We start from the raw sequence: 19,683 nt of genomic DNA, 5'->3' as shown, positions 1-19,683 counted from the left end.
CAGAGTGGTAAAAAAAGTCCGTGCACATGGCAAAATCGTATCGGTATATTCACCCGACCTGGGCATGAACGAAAAAAGCTTTTGGGTAAGCTTTTAGGACACCAGATGGGGTATCTGGTGCCATCGCTATCGTTTGTTTTTTTACTTGACCTAACTTATAGGATTGCATCGCCTTCCGGACGTCTATTGGCGATGACCGCTTAGCTACTGCGCAGCTGGGCGGTATTTTTTTGCCCTGAAACAGCCCGGGAAGCCAGCTGCAGCCCCTAAGCCCCTAGGCCCGTTAGCCGGGCAGTACTTTCCAAACCTCCCGGACATTTTCTGGAACGACAAAAGACGAGCGTTCGCTCGTCTTGGGGTGGTGCTTTATTTTCTTTTTCGGGCCTGAGGAAGCTCGGCTATTCTTTTTTGTATTCCTTACATTTTTCCTTATTATGCATGACTCCCCAGGGTTTAAAAGGCTTATACTTTAAGCAATCTCCTACTGTATAGTTTCTATCTCGTCTCCTATATACGCAATCTTTACATTGCTCTGGCTTCAGCAGAAAACCAACAAATGGTTGCGTTAAATTGCTATCTTTACGCATCTCTAATTCCTCCCATTTTAGGGTTTGGAGAAACTCGGTTATTCCTTTTTGTATTTCTTACATTTTCCCGTATTCTCCATAACTGCATCGGGTTTCGAAATTTTATACTTCAGGCAAGTACCTACGTCATAATCTCTATCAGGACGTTTGTAGGCGCAATCCTTGCATTGCTTAGGATCTAATGGATCTCCATAAAAAGGCTCTGTCAAATTACTATATTCTCGCATCTGTATTTCCTCCCTTTTTAAAGCCTCAGAAATCTCGTCTATTCGTCCAGATTGAAGGGGACGCCTGGAGAATTAACCATGGTTTCTTTATGATATTCCCACACTTTATTTTTCAGGTCTTCCTTAAAACCATCAGGTGGAAAACGACGTTTATCGCTTCCAATAGCATACTTTCCTGGAAACGTCTTCAATCCCTCCGCTATGGCTTTTCTTTTTTCCAAAGGAATATCAGTCGTTTTTTTCGGAACTATCACATAGGTAATGTGATTCAAGTAACTGTAAGGTTGCCGAAAAACCCTGATTTCCCGAAAAAACAAACGCACCAAGTAATACCAATGGTTGTCCATTTCCACCATATAGTCGTCTCCGTCTGACGTATAGAAAAGGATTTTGTTAGGTTTCGCCTTCATGCGCCAGCCCTCCTTATTTGACTTGCAAACATGCTGTATTTTTTGAGTCTCGGGATTCTCGGCTATTCTTTTTTGTATTCTTTACATTTCTCTTTGTTTTCCATAACTCCCCAGGGTTTTATGGTTTTATACTTTAAGCAGTCTTTGACATCATAATCTCGATCAGGCCGTCTAAAAATGCAATCTTTGCATTGCTGTGGGCTCACTGGGACTCCAATAAACGGTTGAGTCAAATTGCTATTTTTACGCATCTTTGCTTCCTCCCTTTTTAGGGCTTGGGGAAGTTCGGCTATTCGTCCAGATTGAAGGGGACGCCTGGTAATTCTTCGAGAATTTTTCTTCCCATTGCAAGCCATGGGTTAGAGAAATTTTCGTTGAATTTTCCATCAAGGATAGCAGGCAAACCTACATGGTAAGGGAATGTTTTAATCCCTTCTAACAGATTTTTCCTTACTTCCAGCGGAATATCACTGGTCTTTTTGGGCACTTCAATATAAGGCTGGTGATTAACATAGCTTAAAGGCTGCTCATAAACAAGTATTCTTTTTGCACCCAGCATGACTAAATAATACCAATGGTTGTCCATTTCCACCATATAGTCCGTTTTATCGGAATCGTAAAACAGAATCCGTTTAGGTTTCGCCTTCATCAGCCCATCCCTCCCCCATCTGCTTTCTTACTTCAGAATACACCGTTTTTCTTCCAAAGTAAAGGACGACCCGTTGCAGGAAAGTCGGGAAAAATGGACAGTCTATACATGAGGCCACGGTTCCCCGTGTATCCTTTCTACAAATTTTGAATTACCAGGCTCCGTGGAAACACACCCCACCATCGGTGATTGACGAAGGGCCGCAGCAGCCTTTATAATCAAGGTATCACAAACCCCTTCTGACTGTAGAAGGCGGCTGTGTCAAATCGGGGAAACCCCTGCAGCCTGCAACCCTCGTCAGGCGCAGGTTCCCCAGCTTCCTTCGTGGCCGCACTGCTCTTATTGCCCAGGCAGTGCGGCTTTTGTTTGTCCGCACAAGCGTTTTTGCGCATCAAAAAACCAGGTACATTCTTTGGGAATGTACCTGGTTTTGGATAGGTCCGCAGGGGACCCAAAATTATCTTTTAGAGAACTGGGAAGCCTTACGAGCTTTCTTCAAGCCGTATTTGCGGCGTTCTTTTTCCCGAGGATCTCTGGTCAGCAGACCAGCTTTTTTCAGCAGGGGACGGAAGTCAGCATCCACTTTCAGCAGGGCACGGGCAATACCATGACGGATTGCACCAGCCTGGCCAGCAATGCCGCCGCCAACTACGTTAGCGATAACATCGTATTTGCCCAGGGTTTCCGTGGTATCCAGCGGTTGACGAACCACCAGTTCCAGGGTCTTCAGGCCAAAATATTGGCTCAATTCACGGCCGTTGATTTCGATCTTGCCTTCGCCCGGAACAAGGCGAACGCGAGCAACAGAGCTCTTGCGGCTGCCAGTTGCATTATAGGTAACTTTTGCCATTTTCTAGTTCTCCTCTCCTCTTAGCGAATATCGATGGTCAAATCTTCAGGCTTTTGTGCAGCATGAGGATGTTCAGAACCAGCGTATACATGCAGTTTTTTAATGATTTGATTGCCCAGACGATTGTGGGGAACCATGCCGCGGATAGCCATTTCAACCATCTTTGCAGGATCCTTTTCCAGCAGTTCGCCGGCTTTCGTATACTTGTCACCGCCCAGATAACCGGAATGACGGAAGTAGATTTTTTGAACCAGTTTTTTACCGGTCAGTCTCACTTTAGCAGCATTGATAACGATGACGTTGTCACCAGTATCCATATGCGGGGTAAAGGTAGGTTTATGTTTACCGCGGAGCACCTTAGCAACTTCAGCAGCCAGACGGCCCAAAGTCTTATCGGTGGCATCCACTACATACCATTTGCGTTCAATGGTAGACGGGGTTGCCATGTATGTTTTCATCCTTATTCCTCCTATAAAGCTTTTACTTTAGCGTATCCGGTGATGACTCTTTGGGAGGCTGCCGGGGCTAACGGCACGGTCTCAAAGTGATACCCATATATTATAAACATTATTTAGATACTTGTCAAAGGGAAAAAGTATCTTTTTTAACATTTTTAGAAATTTTTTACGCCTTTTTGATGTAGGCAATGGCCTGCTGCAGCCGGGCCAGGGTCTTTTCCTTGCCCAGGAGCACCATGACGTCAAACATACCGGGGCTGAAGGTCCGGCCGGTCAGGGCCAAACGGGTGGGATGGATTACCTTGCCCAGGGACAGGCCCAGGTCTTCCGCCAGTTTGTTGTAGGCATCTTCCGTGGTCTTCAGGTCAAAGACTTCCAGGGCAGCCAGGGCGTCATAGCATTTTTGCAGCAGCTCTGCGGCTTCGGGCTTAAAGAACTTGGCTGCGCCCTTTTCATCGTAGCTTTCCACGTCCTTAAAGAAGTAAGCAGAAGCGTCCGCCACTTCTTCCAGGGTCTTCACCCGCACCCGAACTACATCCACCAGATGGTCGAAGTATTCCTGGTGGGCCGGCAGGTAGTTGTCGTCAATGAGGCCGGCCTTCTTGAAGAAGGGCACGGAAGCATCGGCAATCTCCCGCAGGGGCAGGGAGGACAGGTACTGGCCGTTAAGCCAGGTCAGCTTCTTCACGTCGTAGACGGCAGCCTTCTTGGACATTTTGCTGAAGTCAAAAGCCTTTACGGTATCTTCCAGGGTGAAGATTTCCTGGTCATTGCCAGGGGCCCAGCCCAGCAGGGTCAAGTAGTTGATGATGGCCTGATGGACATAGCCTTTATCCCGGAATTCCTCTACGCTGGTAGCGCCGTGGCGCTTGCTGAGCTTGCTCCGGTCGGGAGCCAGGATCATGGGCATATGTCCAAACTGGGGTACTTCGTAGCCCAGAGCTTCGTACAGCACGATCTGCTTGGGGGTGTTGGACAAATGTTCTTCCGCCCGCAGTACGTGGGTAATATGCATCATATGGTCGTCCACCACTACAGCAAAGTTGTAGGTGGGGATACCATTGGTTTTCATGATGACGAAATCATCGAATTGGTTGAAATCGAAGGTTACGTCCCCGTGAATCATGTCATGGACGGTAATGGGGCCGCTGGCCGGCAGCTTAATCCGAACAGAGTACTTTTCGCCGGCTTCCACCCGCTTTTTGGCTTCTTCCGGGGGAATATCCCGGCAGGTGCGGGCATAATGGAAGGGCTGCTTCAGGGCTCTTTGTTTTTCCCGCTGTTTTTCCAGGTCTTCTGCCGAGCAGAAGCAGTAGTAGGCTTTGCCGCTGTCCACCAGTTCCTGGCAGATTTTCCGGTAGATATCCAGCCGTTCGGACTGGTAATAGGGACCGTAGTCCCCGCCCACTTCCGGGCCTTCATCCCAGGACAGGCCCAGCCACTTCAGGCTGGTAAGAATCTGGGAAACGGAATCTTCCTTTAACCGTTCAATATCCGTATCTTCAATACGCAGGATCAATTTCCCGCCTTGGCTTTTGGCAAACAGCCAGTTGAACAGTGCCGTTCTGGCACCACCGATATGCAGATACCCCGTAGGACTGGGGGCAAATCTTACACGAATTTCACTCATTGCCGACACCTCTTCCCATCGTTTTCCCTACAATGTTTTTCATTATACCACGCAAATCCGCTGATTTCAGCAGAAAGTGTTATTTCTTTTTATTCTTCTGTTTCCGGGAGGCTTCCGCGTACTTGGTACCCCGTTTGTTGGGGCCCACGGCGTTTTTGCCCCGGCTGGGCACGTGTTTCTTCTTGGGGCGCACCGGCTTCATGGTCCGGCGCACGGTTTCCCCTGCCAGGTTCTGGCGCTCCAGGGTGATGTTCAGTTTCTGCTCCAGGTTTTGGAGCCAACGGGTTTCGTCCGCGGTGTAGAAGGTAATGGCCATGCCTTCGTTACCGGCCCGGCCTGTCCGTCCAATGCGGTGCACATACCAGTCCGCATCGTGGGGAATGTCGTAGTTCACCACCTGGGTGATGCCTTCCACGTCCAGGCCCCGGGCAGCAATATCGCTGGCCACCAGAATCTGGAGCTTGGCCTTCCGGAAGTTTTCCATCACGGTCCGGCGCTTGGCCTGGGACATATCCCCGTGGAGCACGTCCACGTTGAAGCCTTCCCCGTAGAGCCAGTCGCTAAGGGCAATGGCCCGTTCCTTGCTGGCGCAGAACACCAGCATCAGGTAGGGGTTGTACCGGTGGATCAGGGTGGCCAGGGCCTCCTGCTTGTGGTCTTCGTTGACCTTGATGCAAATCTGCTGGATGGTGTCCGCCGTAGCCTGTTTGGGGGCAATGTCAATCAGCAGGGGGTTGGTGGTAATCTTCCGGCCCAGCTTCCGCACTTCCTCGTCCAGGGTAGCGGAACACATCATGGACTGGTGCTGCTGGGGCAGCAGGGACAGGATGGTCTCAATATCGTCCCCAAAGCCCTGGCGGAGCATTTCGTCCACTTCGTCAAGCACCAGATACACCACCCCGCCCAGGCTGGTGTTGCCCTTGCGCAGATGGTCCAAAAGGCGGCCGGGCGTTCCTACCAGAACCTGGGCCTTGGTGGAAATCTTCCGTTTTTCTTCTTCAAAATCCCGTCCCCCGCTGACCAGCAGGGTATGGATTCCCGTATCGCCGGTGAGCTTGCGGATTTCCCCAGCGGTCTGCTGGGCCAGCTCCCGGGTGGGAGACAAAATCAGCGCCTGGACGTATTCCTTTTCCGGCACCACTTTATCAAACAGGGGAATCACAAAGGAAAGGGTTTTTCCCACCCCCGTCTGGGCCCGGGCAATTACGTCCCTCCCGGCCAGCAGGGCCGGTATGGCCCGCTCCTGGACAGGCGTGGGGATATCCTTCCCCGTCTTGTGGAGCTTCTCTACCATCTCCGGATTCACTTTCAATTGGGCAAAACCAGCTGCCATTGTGTCATCTCCTCTCGCTATTTACCTTTTTTGCAAAACTTTCCCCGCCCCGTGGCGGGGACAAAGCAAGGTACTACGCATACAATCGTATCTTTTATTATACCGTATGGCAGGGGCTTCGGTAAAGCAGAAAAGCATAAATTGTCCGTTTCTCGTGAAAATTTCACAGTCCTTCCCCTACGGCCTGCAAGAAAAAGAAGGGGCTGTGAAAAAATGAAACTTCTATCGTCGCCTACGGCGGCACTTCCTACACTCTTGCAGGAAGCGTTCTAGAGCTCTACTGGTCAAGTGAAAGAGAAAGATAGTACTACTATTTACATACCGTAATTTCATCTCTAACCCCGTTTTGCACATGACTCGTATAAGCCTAAGACTGGCCCCTTCAAGCGTGAAGGGGCTGTCAGCCTGTAGGGCTGACTGAGAAAGTTTAACCAAACAAAAGCGATTGGCTGAGAAGATTTTGATGTTCGGATATAGCTAAAACAAATGAATGCTAAAGAAGGGGCTGTGGAAAAATGAATACTCATTTTTTCACAGCCCCTTCCCGCATTTCACTTTTTATTCGCCAGCGCCCTGCAAAGCCTTAATGGCAAATACTGTCCATCCAGGCAAAAAGCTGGTCCAGGTCGTAATCCCCGGCGTGGCCCTTGCCCCAGACGGCAGCAAAGTTCACGTCAGCCCCGGTATTTTGCAGTTTCAGGGCCAAAATGGCGGGAATGGCAATGGCCGTATCCCGGTCCACGCTGCCGTGGCGGATCCGCCAATGGGGTGCCACGGTAACGCCCCGTTTGCCGATATAGGCCAGAGGGCTCAGGAGTTTGATATCCTCCGCCGGTGCCAGGCCGTTTTTGTCCGTCCGGTGCTTCAGGGAATACTCCGTAAAGTGCCGGGGTACATTGCTGCTGGTACCGAATTCATCGTTTTCCCCGGAAGTGCCGTCCAGCTTGTCAAAAGCCGGAGCCGCCTTCAGTCGGGTAGCGTACACGGCATATTTGCCCAGGTCCATAGCCACAGCCTTGCCGTTTTGGATGGTCAGCCAATCCAGACCGGACAGATCCTGCCCTGCAGCCAGGGCTGTCTGGGCGGAAGCCAAATACACGGACTTGATGTAATCGGCAAAGCTGCCCTGCCCCTTCTTATCCAGGGTCAGCAGCCTGCCGCTGGGGTCCTTGAGCCCCAGACTGTTCACGTAGGCCGGGAACAGTTTCTTCAGGTCGTCAGAGGTTTCCTGCTCCAATTTGCTCATGACCTGGACGCTTTGGGTTTCCTGGGGCGCATTCTCCGGCCGGCCTGCGGCTGCGCCCTTTTGGGAAGCGGCAGCAGCTTTGGGAGCACCTTGGGGCATTCCCTGGGCCCCGGGCATGCCTGGGAGCCCGCCGGGCATTTTGTTCTGGTGGTAGAAATTCACCCCGTTAAAGACCCATTCGTAGGCCATATCTGCATGGGACAGGTTGGTAATGGGGCAATAGTCACTGGAAGCGTAGATATCGTCCCGTTCTTCTGCGGCGCCGATTTCCTTCAGGGCCGCCTCATAATCCTTGCTGTTGCCGGTGGCCCCCAGCAGGGCGGACAGGGCGCCCCCGGCGCTGGTGCCGTTGGAAATGATCCGCTCCGTATTGCCGGCGGGCAGCCGCAGCTGGTTGTGGCGCAGGTAGCGGACCGCCGCCTTGTAGTCCACAATCAAGGCCGGTGCCTTGCCCACATAGGCGCCGTCCGCGCCCTGGGTGGTACGGCCCCGAATGGCCGGGGCAGCCACCACGTACCCTTTGGACAGGGCCACCAGGGCAGCGTTGGGACCCCCGCTCATCCGGTCCTTTTCCTGGGGTTCATCGGCGGTACCGGGCATATAGCCCCCCACCTTGTTGGGCAGGAAAATAGGCGCTGTCTGGGCGGTGTAGCCGTTGACGCTTTTGCCCTCCAGGTAAGCAGCGGGCACAAACAGATTCATACTTTCGTATTCCACATTTTTCGGTTTGCTGACATAGACAATATTCCGGTAGGCGTAGTAGTCCACCTGCTGGTTCTGGTAGGTTTTGCTTTCCCGGATGCCCTTTTCCGGGTGGAAGGTCAGGTCGTAGGTTTTCTGGGCCTCAGTCCCGGTTTTCACGGCTGCTGCCGAAGGCTTTTGGGTATCGGCCGCCCAAACGGCTGCCGGTGCATAACAGGAGGCACCCGCCAGGATGCCGCAGACAAGGGCTGCCGAAAGCAGCTTTTTCGATTGACGCATACAATCAGATCCTTTCTTTCCCATATACAAAAAGAAGAACAACGACGATGCAAACCCTGTGCAGCTATCGTTGTTCTTCCCCAATTTCTATTTTATTGTAATTCTTTTCCGTGCAAGAGTCAAACGCTTGCTTACCTTAGAGGGTCCGGCCCGGATATTGTTTCAGGCCTTCGGCCAGAATGTGCATGGCCTTTTCCAGGTCCTGGCAGTTCAGCACATAGGCCAGCCGGGCTTCATCCACACCCAGGTTCGGGTTGGAGGCGTAGAAGCCGCTGCCGGGGGTAATCATGACCGTTTCGTTGTCAATGGAAAAGTCTTCCAGCAGCCATTTGGCGAAGCTTTCCGTATTGTCCACCGGGAGTTTCACCATGACGTAGAAGGCGCCTTTGGGCTGGGAGAAAATCACCCCGGGCATGGCTGCCAGGGCAGCTTTGATGGTATCCCGCCGTTTGGTGTATTCCGCCTTCACGTCAGCCCAATAGGACTTGGGCGTGCTGTAGAGAGCAGCCGCACCGGCCATTTCCAGTTCTGGACAAGCCAGCCGAGCCTGGCAGCTCTTTAACAGTTCTGCCTGGAGGGCCTTGTTCCGGGTAATCACGCAGCCGCTTCTGGCGCCGCAGGCAGAGTACCGCTTGGATACAGAATCGATGAGCACCAGGTTATCGTTCAGTTCCGGCAGGGAAGCAAAACTGGTGTAGTCCCCGTCGTAGACAAATTCCCGGTACACTTCATCGGCAATCAGGGTCAGGTCGTGTTCCAGGACAATGTCCGACAGCCGTTTCATTTCTTCGGCGTTGTAAATGACGCCGGTGGGATTGCCGGGATGGGTAATCAGAATGGCCCGGGTCCGGTCGTTAATGGCCGCTTCAATCTGTTCCCGGCTGGGCATCCGGTAGCCGGTGGCAGGATCTGCGGGCACCCCGTTGATTTCCACGTTATAGGCGCCTACAAAGCTCTTGTAGTTGGCGTAGAAGGGCTCAAACATCACAATGTTGTCCCCGGGATCGCAGGTGGTCATCACCGCAAAGGCCAGGGCTTCGCTGCCCCCGTTGGTGATGTAGATATCGTCAAAGTCAAAGTGGATATTCCAGCCTTCATAGTACTTCTGGATAGCTTTGATCAGGTTCTCGTCCCCCTGGCTCTTGGCATAAGCCAATACCTTGGGATGGCAGGCGGCAACCCCTTCATAGAAGCTTTCCGGCGTAGCAATATCCGGCTGGCCAATGTTCAGATGGTAGATTTTGCGGCCGGCTTTCTCCGCCCGGTTGGCAATGGGTGCCAGTTTCCGGATGGGAGAGGTAGGGATGTTCAGTGATCTTTGAGAAATATACATAGCAAGACCTCCTATAATAGGTCACCAAAAATGGAGTGACCAATGAACTCACGGATAATTGAGTTGTTGGGAATGGCCTCGTCATCAATGGATTCAACGATACTTAACATATCCATCAAATTCTTGGCTACGGTGTACTCCGGTTTATCCGGGGTAATCTTGGCCAAGAGAGGCTGGGCATATTTTTTCAGCACGGCCAGTTCGTAAATCAGCGTGGTGTTGAACATAATGTCCGCCTCCTCACTGAAAGGAAATATGTACTTTTCTTCTCCCGCCCGAACTTTCGGCCAATTCTGCAAGGTTTGCAGGGCATTGTGGGACCGGAATTGGGAATCCCGGACCATTCGGCGCAGAAGCCGCATATCCGTTGTTGGTATACGATTATAATCGTCAAATGACAATGGTGTCAAGGCACTAATATAAATTTTTAATTTGTGTTTCGCTGAGACGTGACTAGAGAGCTTTTCGTTCAGTCCGTGTATACCCTCCACAACCAGCACCCCATCGCTGCCCAGTTGTTCTTTCTGGCCCCGGAACTCCCGTTTGCCGGATTTGAAACTGTAATGGGGAATTTCCACCGTTTTGCCCTTCAGCAGCTGTTCCAAATCGTAGTTGAACAGGTCCAGGTCCAGGGCATTGATGGATTCATAGTCGTAGCTGCCATCGGGCAGCAGCGGCGTATCTTTGCGTTCCTTAAAATAGTTGTCCAGGGAAATGGGGATGGGCCGCAGGCCGTTGACCCGCATCTGGACCGCTAGCCGCTGGGCAAAGGTGGTCTTCCCGGAGGAAGACGGCCCGGCAATGAGCACCAGTTTGATGTCCCGGTCTTCCTGGTCCGCAATCACATCCGCAATCTGGGCAATCTTCTTTTCGTGCTGGGCCTCGCACATCTGGATAATCCCCCGGCTGTCGCCCCGGGTAATGTACTGGTTCAAGGCCGCCACCGTGGGGCAGTGCATCACCTGGCCCATCTTTTCTGCCTGGGCATAGACGGAGGCCAGTTTCTGCCGCTCCTTAAAGGGCTTCAGATGATTGTATTGGCCCCGCTTACCATAGCGCAGCAGGATACCAGGCCCCATCCGCAGCAGTTCAAACTTCTTCAGGTACCCCAAATCCGGCAGCAGGGGACCTACAAAGTAGGCATTTTCCCGGCCCAGCTGGTAAATATTGATTTTGTAATCCGCCGGCAGGGCTGCCAAAAGCGGCGCCTGATCTTCGTAAAACCGGGGCTTCACATAGGGCCAGGCATCGTCCTTGGCAATCTGGGTCACTTCCACCGGTACCCGTTCCCGGATCATCTGTTCCATAAAGCCGGTCACGTCCGCCAGGTCGTACTTGCTCAGTACAATCCGGTTCTTGATATCGCAGAAAAGGGCATTGCCAAAGGTGTTTTCCACCTCCAGCCGCACTTCCGGCCGCAGCTTCTTCATGGCAGTAATCAGGGCAAACAAAAAGGTGCTGATGTAGGCCTTATACCCTTCGGCAGAATCCAAATCCAAAAAGCCCACCCGGTCCCCGTTGTGGGGACAGAGCTGGAGAGGCACAGCTTCTCCATTGACTACACCCACCGCAATGGGCGCCTGGTATTGGCTTTGAAAGTCCTTGGCCATTTCCACAAGCGGGGTTCGATCCGCGTAGGATCTTTTCTCCCCACCCGGTCCATAGATATACATACTGCAACCTCTCCTTTGCTGATGGTTTCTCGTGCTAAGTCTATATTGAATATTGTATACAAGAAAAATTGGCTGCCGAGGTCCGGCAGCCAATCCATTTCTGTTTATTCTCCTACTGCATCCATGGCAGCCTTGATTTTGGCAGCCAGACCCTTTACCTTGTTCAGGGAAATGCCGCACAGGGCTACACGCACGCCTGCAGCCAAAGGCACGCAGAATACGTTGACTTCATGCAGTTTTTCGCAGACCTTCATGGAATCCTTTGCCGGAATGGACAGGAAGAAACCGGAGATGTAGGGCACAATATTCAGGCCGCATTCCTTGGCTTCCTTGGTGAACAGGTCACCTCTAGCCTGTACCATCTTGTAATAGTAGGCTCTTTCCTGCTGTACCTTGTCCAGCAGTTCAGGGTCCTTGTAGATGATCTGCAGGGTTTCCATAGCTCCCCGGTTGATGTTGGACCAGGTGGAGCGGCCGGTATTTTTGTTTACGTCCAGGAACTGTTGGATCTGTTCCTTGTCGGAGGTTACCCCCAGCAGGGCGCCGCAGCGCTCGCCGTACATGGTAAAGCTCTTGGACATGCTGTAGGCAACCAGGCCGAAGATGTTCTTGGGCAGGTTGGACAGCTTCTTGAAGATTTTGCGGACTTCTTCCCGTTCGCCGGCATAGTCGATATAGGCTACGTCCAGGCACAGGGTAGCAGTCTTGTTGGTGCCCTTCAGTTCTTCCTTCAGCATATTGAGGACATTTTCCACGTCTTCAGGCGTCAGGCTGAAACCGGTGGGGTTGTGGGCCGGGGTGTTGATGATGACCAGTACCCGGTCCTGGCGGGCCAGCACCTTGTGGACCGTTTCGGTCAGGGCCGGCAGGTTGAAGTACTTATCGTCCGGGGTCAGCATGGGATACGTTACCAGTTCCCGATCCATGTCCCGGCAGATGGTGTTGTAGGCACCCCAGTACCATTCAGCGGTAATTACCTGGTCGCCCACTTCCGTATAGTTCCAGATGGAATGGTGGATGGCACCGGTGCCGCCGGCCGTGGCCAGGGCTGCGGTATAGCCTTCGGGGCGGGACTCGCCAAAGCAGGCGTCCTGCACCAGATCCAGGAATTCTGGAAGCCCCATAATGGGAGCATATCTGAAGTACTGGCCGTCTTCCAGGCTTCTGAACACCTTGCTGACGGTGGGCAGTACTGCGAATTTTTCATCATCGTCCATAATAGCGCCAATGGTGGCATTGGTCACTGCGTCAGCACCGATTTCTTTGATTCTCTTTTGGGCTGCTTCGCTGGCTCCGAAAATTCTGTCTACACTTGTCTTTCCGTGTGTATGCGGTGCTACACAACTAATGGTCATGATAGTTCCTCCCCTCAATGATTGAACAACTAGATAAACTCTGTTCATAACCGTTGCACTAAATATTATCTCATTAATTTTCGGGGAGGTCAACTGGAAGAACGGAAATTTTAGGATTTTTGGCCATTTTTTGTAGCAAAAATTTTTAATTTTCCATGAAAATTTAACATACTGTTACGATTTTTCCACTCTGTGCTAGATTCTGTCCATTGAAAAGTGCCAGGTTCCTGCTCCCACAGCTGGTGGAACAACAGCAATTGGGTGTAATCCCCCTCCAGAGCCAGGGACAGGGGCAGGTACGTTCCCCCCGCTTCCCGGCCGGGAGCCTGGGCTTCCAGAGAAAGCAGACGCACCCCGCTTTCCCGGCACAGGGCTTCCAGCCGGCTGACGGCTTCTTCCCGGGTCACCTGGTCCGGCACCTGCCGGCGCAGCTGCTGCCACTGCTCTTCCGTCTGGGCGGCTGTTCCAGGGTCATACCGTTTGGCAAAAAGCACCAGCTGCCGCTGCCGCTCCTCCAGGCCCAGCAGCTTATGCCGCTCCAGCCGAAGCTGGGTCAGGGCCGGGCGAAAGGCCAAAACCAGGAAGGCCAGCCATAGGCACAGGTGCAGGGCCAGTCGGATTTTGGGGTCCCGTTTCAGGTTAGCCAGCATAGCTGCCGCCTCCCTTCAGCTGAAGCCGGATCCGGAAACCCGCCGTCCGGTCCTTGGCCCCGTCTTCCTCCAGTCGTTCCAGCTGGGCGTCGCTGATGCCGGGCTGATGCTGGAGCAGGTCCACCAGCCTGAGGACGCTGTTTTTCTCCAGGGTCCGGCCTTCCAGCACCACCCCAGGCGCCTGCACCGCTTCCCCGTCCCCTTCCTGGGTCACCCGGGTTACCCAGCAGTCCGCCGGCACCAGGCTGCCCAAAAGGGCCAATAGTCCAGCCCAGGGCAGCTGTTTTTGCTGCACCTTCTGCCGGAGCTGGCTCCGGGCCTCCAGGTCCGCCTTGCGGCTCAGGCTGGTCTGCCACTGGGCTTCCCAGGGTGCCAGGGCCGCCAAATGCCTTTGGGTTTCTCCCAGCCGCCAGGCAGTGCCCAGCCGCAGCAGCTGGCAAAAAAACAAGCCGCAAAAGCCCAGACCCCAAAGCAGGGTAAACCCCCGTTTCTGGGACAGCCGCCCCAGGGACGGCTGGGCTCCCGCAGTCCGGTGGAGGGACAGCTTTCTCGTGTGGAGACAGGGTTTGGCCGCCCCCAGGGAGCAGAGGATTTCCGGCTGGGAAAGCAGTTCTTCCCCCCTGGCATAGGCTTCTGCCACCGTAACCTTGTCCAGGCCCGGCAGAGGCCGCAGCAGCCCCCGTTTCTGGAGCAGGGGCTGGAGCTCCTGGCCCAAAGGCTCCCCGCCGCCCAGGGCCGCATAAAGGGGCAGCGCCGCAAGTCCCAGCTCCTGCCGCCACAGCTCTGCATAGGCAGCAATCTGCTGGGCTGCCTGCTGGCCAGACTCCTGAAAAGTCCCCTGCGCCTCCTGCCACAGGGGGCTTTTGGTCAGCTCCTCCGCCCCCGTTTTCTCTTTTTCCGCAAGGGCCAGGGGCTCACTGTCCACAGGAATCCCCCGCTGCAGCACGGTGAGGACAAAGCGCTTCCCTTCTTTGGTAAGCAGCAGCGCCCCCGGTTCCTCCGTCAGCCATTTGCCCCAGCTGGCCGCCTGGGCTTCCAGGCTCACCAGTTCCCAGTCCAGTGCCGCTGCCAGGTCCAGCAGGGCCTGATTCAGGGCCTTGGACTGGAGCAGCACCGCCGTATTATTGCTTTTGAGCTGCACCGGAACCGCGGCGGCCGTAAAGGTGCCGGGCTTCCAGGGTACGTCCTGCAAAAGGCCCCACTGGGCCGCTTCCGCCAGGTTTTTCGCCGCTGCCTGGGGCAGGCTGGCCCGGCGCAGCAGCACCTGCCGGCTGGACAGGCTAAAGCTCACCTGCCCCGCCCCAAAGCCCCGCTTCCGGCACTGGTCCCCCAGCCATTCGGCTACGGCAGGGACCTGTTCCGGACTGGTAAGCGCCGGCAGTTCCCGGGGCCAGGGCAGCTGGGCCGTACGGGCAAGGTGCAGCTTTTCTCCCCGGCGCTCCGTTTCCGTCAGGGTCAGAGCCTGGTTTCCCCAGTGGACCACCAGGAGCCGCTTGGGCCAGGGGGAAACCAGTTTTTCCCAACGGCTGCGCAGGTTGTCCCAGGAAAGGGTTTGCTCCAGGGGCAGCAGCCCCAGCAGCAAAAGCCCCGGGTCCAGCGCCGACGGCAGCGTTCCCACCACCCCTTTACAATGCACCAGAAAGGCTCCCAGGGCCAAAAAAGGAGCCAGGGGAACACCCACCTTTTCCAGAGCCAGCTTTTTCTCCCGGGCACGGGACAGGGCCCAGCCCAGGCTCAGCAGGTTCCCCAGCACAATGCATTGGAACCCTTTCAAAGGTCCCAGCCAAGCTCCCAAAAGGGAACACAAAAGCACGTCCCCAAACCCCAGACCCTGGGGAAAAATCAAATGAAACACCAGCAGGAAACCGCCGCCGGCCAAAACCCCAAAAAGCCCTTCCAGCAGCGTTCCCCCTACCAAAAAACAGCGCAGGGCAATCCACCCGGCCAAGGCCAGCAGCACGCAGTGGTACACCGCCCGTTCTCGCAGGTCCTGCCAGACGATAAGGTACAGGGTGCCGAAGATACCCCACAGGGTAAAAAGCTGCCAGCCGGGAACCTGGCCCCAGCCCAACAGCAGAAACAGCAGGCCGCAGCCTAGTTCCTGATACAGCAGGTCCCGGGAAAGGGGCGTCCGGCAGTAGCCGCAGCGGCCTTTCCGGTACAAATAGCTTACCACCGGCACCAGGTCCTTTGGGCCCAGTCTTCTGCCGCAGGCCTCGCAATGGGACGGCGGCCAGCAGATGGACACCCCGTTTTTCATCCGGTCCGCGCACAGTCCCACAAAACTGCCGGCACAAAGGCCGGTGAGAAAATAGATGATTCCATAAAAAACATTTACTCCCATCATGTCCTCCCCTACCCTTGGATACTGGTGCGCAGCTGGATGGCTTCCCCCAAATGGGTGACGGTAATTATGGGACTTTTCGCCAAATCCGCAATGGTCCGTGCCACCTTGATAATCCGGTCGTGGCTGCGGGCGCTGAGCCCCAGAGCCACAAAGTACCGCTCCAGCAGGGCTTCCGCTTCCGGGGTCATGGGACAAAAGGCCTTCACTTCCCGGCGTCCCATACTGGCGTTGCAGTACAGGTGGGTGCCTTTAAGGCGCTGCCGCTGGATTTCCCGGGCCGCCACCACCCGCTGCCGGATTACGGCAGAGGATTCTTCCTTCTTATCGCTTTTCAGTTCCTGGTATTGCAGCCGGGGTACGTGAATCTGGATATCGATCCGGTCCAGCAGCGGCCCGGAAATCTTCTTCCGGTAGCGGGCAATATCCCCGGGCCGGCAGGAACACTGGTGCACCTTGTCCTCCTCTCCCCAAAACCCACAGGGACAGGGATTCTGGGCCGCCACCAGAATGAACCGGGCCGGATAGGTCAGGGAAGCCTGGACCCGGCTGATGGTCACCATTCCGTCCTCCAGGGGCTGGCGCAGGACCTCCAGGGCGCTTCTTGAAAATTCCGGTAATTCATCTAAAAACAATACCCCGTGGTGACTCAGGGTCACTTCCCCAGGATGGGGAATGGTGCCGCCCCCAATCAGGGCGCTTTGGGACACCGTATGGTGGGGGCTGCGAAAGGGCCGCTCGCTGATAATGCCGCTGCGCCGCTTCAGCAGTCCGGAGATGCTGTAGATTTTCGTTACCTCCAGGGCTTCCTCCTCCGTCATAGGCGGCAGAATGGTGGGCAGACGCCGGGCCAGCATGGTTTTCCCGGCTCCGGGAGCCCCCACCATCAGCACGTTGTGGCCCCCGGCCGCAGCAATTTCCATGGCCCGTTTGGCCACCACCTGCCCCTGGACGTCAGCAAAGTCCACGCTGTTGTCCTCCGGGTTTTCCAGCTGGAGAGGCTCCTTCTCCAAAGGTTCCAAAAGCTCCTTGCCCTGAAGATGGTCCACCAGTTCCAGCAGGGTTTTCGCCGTAAACACCTGGATGCCGTCCACCAGCTTCCCTTCCTGGGCATTGCCCCGGGGGATGTAGATGGTGTCCCGGCCTTCTTCCCGGGCCCGGAGAATCATGGGCAGAATGCCGCTGATGGGCCGCAGGCTGCCGTCCAGGGCCAGTTCTCCGGCAAAGACCGGAGGATTGTCCTCCGGCAGCTTGATATGCTGTTTGGCTGCCAGGATGCCCAGGGCAATGGGCAGGTCCAGGCCGGAGCCGTCCTTTTTCAGGTCCGCCGGCGCCAGATTTACCGTAATGTGGGTATCGGGAAAGTAGAACCCGGTGTTTTTCACCGCCGCCTTTACCCGTTCCTTGGACTCCTTTACCGCCGTATCCGGCAGTCCCACCATTTCAAAGGCGGGCAGGCCGTTGGCCACATCCACTTCCACGGCCACCATTTCTCCGTTAATGCCTCGGGTGGTTTCCCCCCATGTGCGTGCATACATTTGTTCATCACCTGTTTCAAATAGAATAGCGTTTGTAGTCTGGCCTAAAAGCAGGCCTGCATATGATTGATGTTCAGGGTCTCGTGCAGGGAAAGTACCTCAATAATGTCAAAGCGGATCTTGCCCCGAAAGCCTGGATGCTCCTTGAGATACACAAAAGCCGCCCGGTGCAGGTGAACCTGTTTTTCGCGGGTTACAGCTGCTGCCGGACGGCCAAATTTCAGGCTGCGTCGGCTTTTCACTTCCACAAAAACCAGCGTATTCTTTGTTTGGGCAATAATATCCAGTTCTCCATAAGCACAAGCATAGTTCCGGGCTACAATCCGGTAGCCCTGTTTTTCCAGGTACTGGGCAGCTGCATCCTCTCCCCAGTTGCCAAAGCATCTGTGTTCGTGTATACCAATCCCTCCTGTTTCAGCGGCTGGCAGGCGCAGGACACGGGCACTCCGCCTATTTTAATACCAGCGTTTTTTCCTCACTGATTCCCTGATGCTGGGGAAAGTGGGTCTTAATGGGTTCGTAGCTGCCCCGGTGCCAGGGACAGGGGCCGTCCCGCAGAATGGCCTCCACATGGGTGGAAACGCCGTAGCCCTTGTGGGCTGCAAACCCGTACTGGGGATACTGGGCGTCCAGCTCCACCAGCAGCCGGTCACGGGTAACCTTGGCGATAATGGAAGCCGCCGCAATGGCCGCGCTTTTGCTGTCCCCTTTGACCAGGTCCTCCACCGGTATCCCAGAGGCCAGCGTCAGGGGCATGGCGTCTGTCAGGGCTGCCTGGGGCGGCGTGGAAAGGTGGTTCAGGCAGTTGGTCATGGACCACTTGGCCGCCTGATAGATGTTCAGGGCGTCAATCTCCCGGGGCCCCAGAATGGTCACGGTCACCGCCACCGCCTGGTCCAAAATTTCGTCATACAGTTCTTCCCGCCGGGCAGGGCGCACCTTTTTGGAATCGTTGAGCCCGGGCAGCCAAATCCCGTGGGGCAAAATAACCGCAGCGGTTACCAAAGGTCCCGCCAAAGGGCCCCTCCCCGCTTCATCGGTGCCGGCCACCTGATTCAGGCCCTGCTCCCAATACCGGCGCTCCAGGTCCTGGAAATGCAGCAGCCGGTCCCGTTCCGCCGCTTCTGCCGCCAGGCGCTTCGTATAGGCCGCCAGCAGCTTCTGGACCCCGGCCCGGGCATCCAGGCGCAGCTCCGCCAGCTGTTCTGCGGTGGGCGTTCCCGCCAGCAGTTCCTTCACTTCAGCAATCTTCATGGTGTTCCTCCGCCTTTTCGGCAGCACTTTTTCCCGGAACCTCCAGGGTGAAAGCCCCCAGTTTGCCGGTCTTAAAGTCCCGGATCACCATTTGGATGACCTTGTTGTAGTCCACCAGGCCGCCGGCTTTCAGGCAACCCCGGGAACGGCCGATTTTTTCTTCCAGTTCCTTGGCCCCGTCTTCTTCCGCCAGTGCAATGTTGTAGTAGGCGGACAGTTCCTGGGGATAGTACTTCTTCAGCCGCAGCAGCAGAATGTGCACGGCAATTTCCAAGTCGAATACCTCTTCCCGGATGGCCCCAGTCACGGCCAGGGAAAAGCCCGTTTCCGGGTCGTCAAATTTGGGCCACAGCACCCCCGGGGTGTCCAGCAGTTCCAGCCCCTTGCCCAGGATGACCCACTGGGGCCCCCGGGTTACGCCGGGCCGGTTCTGGGCCACGGTCTTGTTTTTGCCCAGCAGCCGGTTGATCAGGGTGGACTTGCCCACGTTGGGAATGCCCACAATCATCACCCGGACCGGATGGTTCTTGACGCCTTTTTTCAGCCATTTGTCCAGAGTAGGCTGGCCGGCCTTTTGGATGGCCGCCACCAGGGCCTTGACCCCTTTGTTCTTCTGGCAGTTCACTTCCAGGGCGGTAAAGTTCTGTTCCTTCAGCCGCTCCAGCCACCGGGCGGTCTGCACAGGATCCGCCATATCCGTCTTGTTCAGCACCACGATTTTCTGCTTGTTGCCAATGAGCTTTTTCAGCATGGGGTTGGCGCTGGACCGTGGAATCCGGGCGTCCAGCATTTCCACCACCACGTCCACCAGCTTCAGCTGTTCCTCCATCATCCGTTTGGCCTTGGTCATATGACCGGGGAACCACTGGATGTGAAGCTTGGGTTCTTTTTCCATTTCGTTCATAGTTTTTCCTTTCTATCCTACGCCCTGCCGCCCAGAGGCCAGCAGAGCCGCTCTTTTCTGTCCTTTAGGAGAGCCAGTTGCTCCCCCTCTGCCGCAGCCTTCAGGTCCTGCGGCTTTCAATTTGTTTTATTATAACAGTTTTCTTTCTCCCTGCAAAATGCGGGCATTTTTAGGGGTTTAACGGGAATCCCCCACTTTTTTCCCAGGCAAAAAAAGAAGCAGGGCCAGTTATTGCACCGACCCTGCATGTTCTTATTCTAC

The 19,683-nt window shown here is 55.0% G+C and carries 19 protein-coding genes; all 19 read right to left on the bottom strand.

Annotated elements, in window-relative coordinates; translation table 11 throughout:
* Positions 1-398: 398 nt before the first annotated feature.
* A complete protein-coding gene (locus tag DW089_RS08310) occupies positions 399-587 on the bottom strand; it encodes a hypothetical protein (RefSeq protein ID WP_105326091.1) in 189 nt (62 codons plus the stop codon).
* Between the two features lie 38 nt (positions 588-625).
* Positions 626-814 carry a hypothetical protein gene (locus tag DW089_RS08305; protein WP_105326092.1) on the bottom strand — a complete coding sequence of 63 codons (189 nt, stop codon included), beginning with the start codon at positions 812-814 and terminating at the stop codon, positions 626-628.
* A 38-nt stretch (positions 815-852) separates the two neighbouring features.
* The gene (locus DW089_RS08300) at positions 853-1,224 is read right to left on the bottom strand and encodes a hypothetical protein (RefSeq protein WP_105326093.1); all 372 of its coding nucleotides are present in this window, start codon (positions 1,222-1,224) and stop codon (positions 853-855) included.
* Positions 1,225-1,286: 62 nt separating this feature from the next.
* A complete protein-coding gene (locus tag DW089_RS08295) occupies positions 1,287-1,475 on the bottom strand; it encodes a hypothetical protein (RefSeq protein WP_105326094.1) in 189 nt (62 codons plus the stop codon).
* A gap of 38 nt (positions 1,476-1,513) precedes the next feature.
* Positions 1,514-1,873: a hypothetical protein gene (locus DW089_RS08290; protein ID WP_105326095.1), complete on the bottom strand. Its 360-nt coding sequence runs from the start codon at positions 1,871-1,873 to the stop codon at positions 1,514-1,516.
* A gap of 457 nt (positions 1,874-2,330) precedes the next feature.
* Entirely contained in the window at positions 2,331-2,723 is a 393-nt protein-coding gene (gene rpsI, locus DW089_RS08285; protein WP_105326141.1) for a 30S ribosomal protein S9, read from the bottom strand.
* A gap of 20 nt (positions 2,724-2,743) precedes the next feature.
* On the bottom strand, positions 2,744-3,181 hold the full coding sequence (gene rplM / locus DW089_RS08280; RefSeq protein ID WP_105326142.1) for a 50S ribosomal protein L13: 438 nt from the start codon (positions 3,179-3,181) through the stop codon (positions 2,744-2,746).
* Positions 3,182-3,347: 166 nt separating this feature from the next.
* Positions 3,348-4,811 carry a glutamate--tRNA ligase gene (gene gltX, locus DW089_RS08275; RefSeq protein WP_105326143.1) on the bottom strand — a complete coding sequence of 488 codons (1,464 nt, stop codon included), beginning with the start codon at positions 4,809-4,811 and terminating at the stop codon, positions 3,348-3,350.
* 79 nt (positions 4,812-4,890) lie between these two features.
* The gene (locus tag DW089_RS08270; protein WP_118287083.1) at positions 4,891-6,144 is read right to left on the bottom strand and encodes a DEAD/DEAH box helicase; all 1,254 of its coding nucleotides are present in this window, start codon (positions 6,142-6,144) and stop codon (positions 4,891-4,893) included.
* A 583-nt stretch (positions 6,145-6,727) separates the two neighbouring features.
* A complete protein-coding gene (locus DW089_RS08265; RefSeq protein WP_118287082.1) occupies positions 6,728-8,371 on the bottom strand; it encodes a subtype B tannase in 1,644 nt (547 codons plus the stop codon).
* 136 nt (positions 8,372-8,507) lie between these two features.
* A complete protein-coding gene (locus DW089_RS08260; protein WP_118287081.1) occupies positions 8,508-9,704 on the bottom strand; it encodes a pyridoxal phosphate-dependent aminotransferase in 1,197 nt (398 codons plus the stop codon).
* Between the two features lie 11 nt (positions 9,705-9,715).
* Complete coding sequence (locus DW089_RS08255) at positions 9,716-11,377, bottom strand: nucleoside kinase (protein WP_105326147.1); 1,662 nt, start codon at positions 11,375-11,377, stop codon at positions 9,716-9,718.
* Between the two features lie 104 nt (positions 11,378-11,481).
* Positions 11,482-12,732, bottom strand: coding sequence for an aminotransferase class I/II-fold pyridoxal phosphate-dependent enzyme (locus DW089_RS08250; RefSeq protein WP_105326148.1), 1,251 nt, complete (start codon positions 12,730-12,732; stop codon positions 11,482-11,484).
* 110 nt (positions 12,733-12,842) lie between these two features.
* Positions 12,843-13,382 (bottom strand): hypothetical protein, encoded by a 540-nt coding sequence (locus DW089_RS08245; RefSeq protein ID WP_105326149.1) that lies wholly within the window; start codon positions 13,380-13,382, stop codon positions 12,843-12,845.
* Complete coding sequence (locus DW089_RS08240; RefSeq protein WP_118287080.1) at positions 13,372-15,729, bottom strand: prepilin peptidase; 2,358 nt, start codon at positions 15,727-15,729, stop codon at positions 13,372-13,374. The genes DW089_RS08245 and DW089_RS08240 overlap by 11 nt, the downstream gene beginning before the upstream one ends.
* A gap of 8 nt (positions 15,730-15,737) precedes the next feature.
* Positions 15,738-17,264 (bottom strand): YifB family Mg chelatase-like AAA ATPase, encoded by a 1,527-nt coding sequence (locus tag DW089_RS08235; RefSeq protein WP_105326151.1) that lies wholly within the window; start codon positions 17,262-17,264, stop codon positions 15,738-15,740.
* A 44-nt stretch (positions 17,265-17,308) separates the two neighbouring features.
* Positions 17,309-17,662, bottom strand: a complete 354-nt coding sequence (locus DW089_RS08230; protein WP_118287079.1) for a YraN family protein — start codon at positions 17,660-17,662, stop codon at positions 17,309-17,311.
* Positions 17,663-17,714: 52 nt separating this feature from the next.
* A complete protein-coding gene (locus DW089_RS08225; RefSeq protein WP_105326153.1) occupies positions 17,715-18,518 on the bottom strand; it encodes a ribonuclease HII in 804 nt (267 codons plus the stop codon).
* On the bottom strand, positions 18,505-19,422 hold the full coding sequence (gene ylqF / locus DW089_RS08220) for a ribosome biogenesis GTPase YlqF (RefSeq protein ID WP_105326154.1): 918 nt from the start codon (positions 19,420-19,422) through the stop codon (positions 18,505-18,507). The genes DW089_RS08225 and ylqF overlap by 14 nt, the downstream gene beginning before the upstream one ends.
* Positions 19,423-19,683: the final 261 nt, after the last annotated feature.

The organism is Acidaminococcus sp. AM05-11 (assembly GCF_003472805.1).
GTDB lineage: Bacteria > Bacillota > Negativicutes > Acidaminococcales > Acidaminococcaceae > Acidaminococcus > Acidaminococcus hominis.
Note: the sequence above shows the minus strand (reverse complement) of the source record. Positions and strands in the feature narration are given on the sequence as shown.

What these genes read in the sequence shown, in the direction of transcription:
- rpsI (WP_105326141.1), bottom strand. Translation starts at nt 2,723, where the DNA reads ATGGCAAAAGTTACCTATAATGCAACTGGCAGCCGCAAGAGCTCTGTT.
- gltX (WP_105326143.1), bottom strand. Translation starts at nt 4,811, where the DNA reads ATGAGTGAAATTCGTGTAAGATTTGCCCCCAGTCCTACGGGGTATCTG.
- ylqF (WP_105326154.1), bottom strand. Translation starts at nt 19,422, where the DNA reads ATGAACGAAATGGAAAAAGAACCCAAGCTTCACATCCAGTGGTTCCCC.
- DW089_RS08290 (WP_105326095.1), bottom strand. Translation starts at nt 1,873, where the DNA reads ATGAAGGCGAAACCTAAACGGATTCTGTTTTACGATTCCGATAAAACG.
- DW089_RS08245 (WP_105326149.1), bottom strand. Translation starts at nt 13,382, where the DNA reads ATGCTGGCTAACCTGAAACGGGACCCCAAAATCCGACTGGCCCTGCAC.
- DW089_RS08250 (WP_105326148.1), bottom strand. Translation starts at nt 12,732, where the DNA reads ATGACCATTAGTTGTGTAGCACCGCATACACACGGAAAGACAAGTGTA.
- DW089_RS08225 (WP_105326153.1), bottom strand. Translation starts at nt 18,518, where the DNA reads ATGAAGATTGCTGAAGTGAAGGAACTGCTGGCGGGAACGCCCACCGCA.
- DW089_RS08305 (WP_105326092.1), bottom strand. Translation starts at nt 814, where the DNA reads ATGCGAGAATATAGTAATTTGACAGAGCCTTTTTATGGAGATCCATTA.
- DW089_RS08235 (WP_105326151.1), bottom strand. Translation starts at nt 17,264, where the DNA reads ATGTATGCACGCACATGGGGGGAAACCACCCGAGGCATTAACGGAGAA.
- DW089_RS08270 (WP_118287083.1), bottom strand. Translation starts at nt 6,144, where the DNA reads ATGGCAGCTGGTTTTGCCCAATTGAAAGTGAATCCGGAGATGGTAGAG.
- DW089_RS08310 (WP_105326091.1), bottom strand. Translation starts at nt 587, where the DNA reads ATGCGTAAAGATAGCAATTTAACGCAACCATTTGTTGGTTTTCTGCTG.
- rplM (WP_105326142.1), bottom strand. Translation starts at nt 3,181, where the DNA reads ATGAAAACATACATGGCAACCCCGTCTACCATTGAACGCAAATGGTAT.
- DW089_RS08265 (WP_118287082.1), bottom strand. Translation starts at nt 8,371, where the DNA reads ATGCGTCAATCGAAAAAGCTGCTTTCGGCAGCCCTTGTCTGCGGCATC.
- DW089_RS08260 (WP_118287081.1), bottom strand. Translation starts at nt 9,704, where the DNA reads ATGTATATTTCTCAAAGATCACTGAACATCCCTACCTCTCCCATCCGG.
- DW089_RS08300 (WP_105326093.1), bottom strand. Translation starts at nt 1,224, where the DNA reads ATGAAGGCGAAACCTAACAAAATCCTTTTCTATACGTCAGACGGAGAC.
- DW089_RS08295 (WP_105326094.1), bottom strand. Translation starts at nt 1,475, where the DNA reads ATGCGTAAAAATAGCAATTTGACTCAACCGTTTATTGGAGTCCCAGTG.
- DW089_RS08240 (WP_118287080.1), bottom strand. Translation starts at nt 15,729, where the DNA reads ATGATGGGAGTAAATGTTTTTTATGGAATCATCTATTTTCTCACCGGC.
- DW089_RS08255 (WP_105326147.1), bottom strand. Translation starts at nt 11,377, where the DNA reads ATGTATATCTATGGACCGGGTGGGGAGAAAAGATCCTACGCGGATCGA.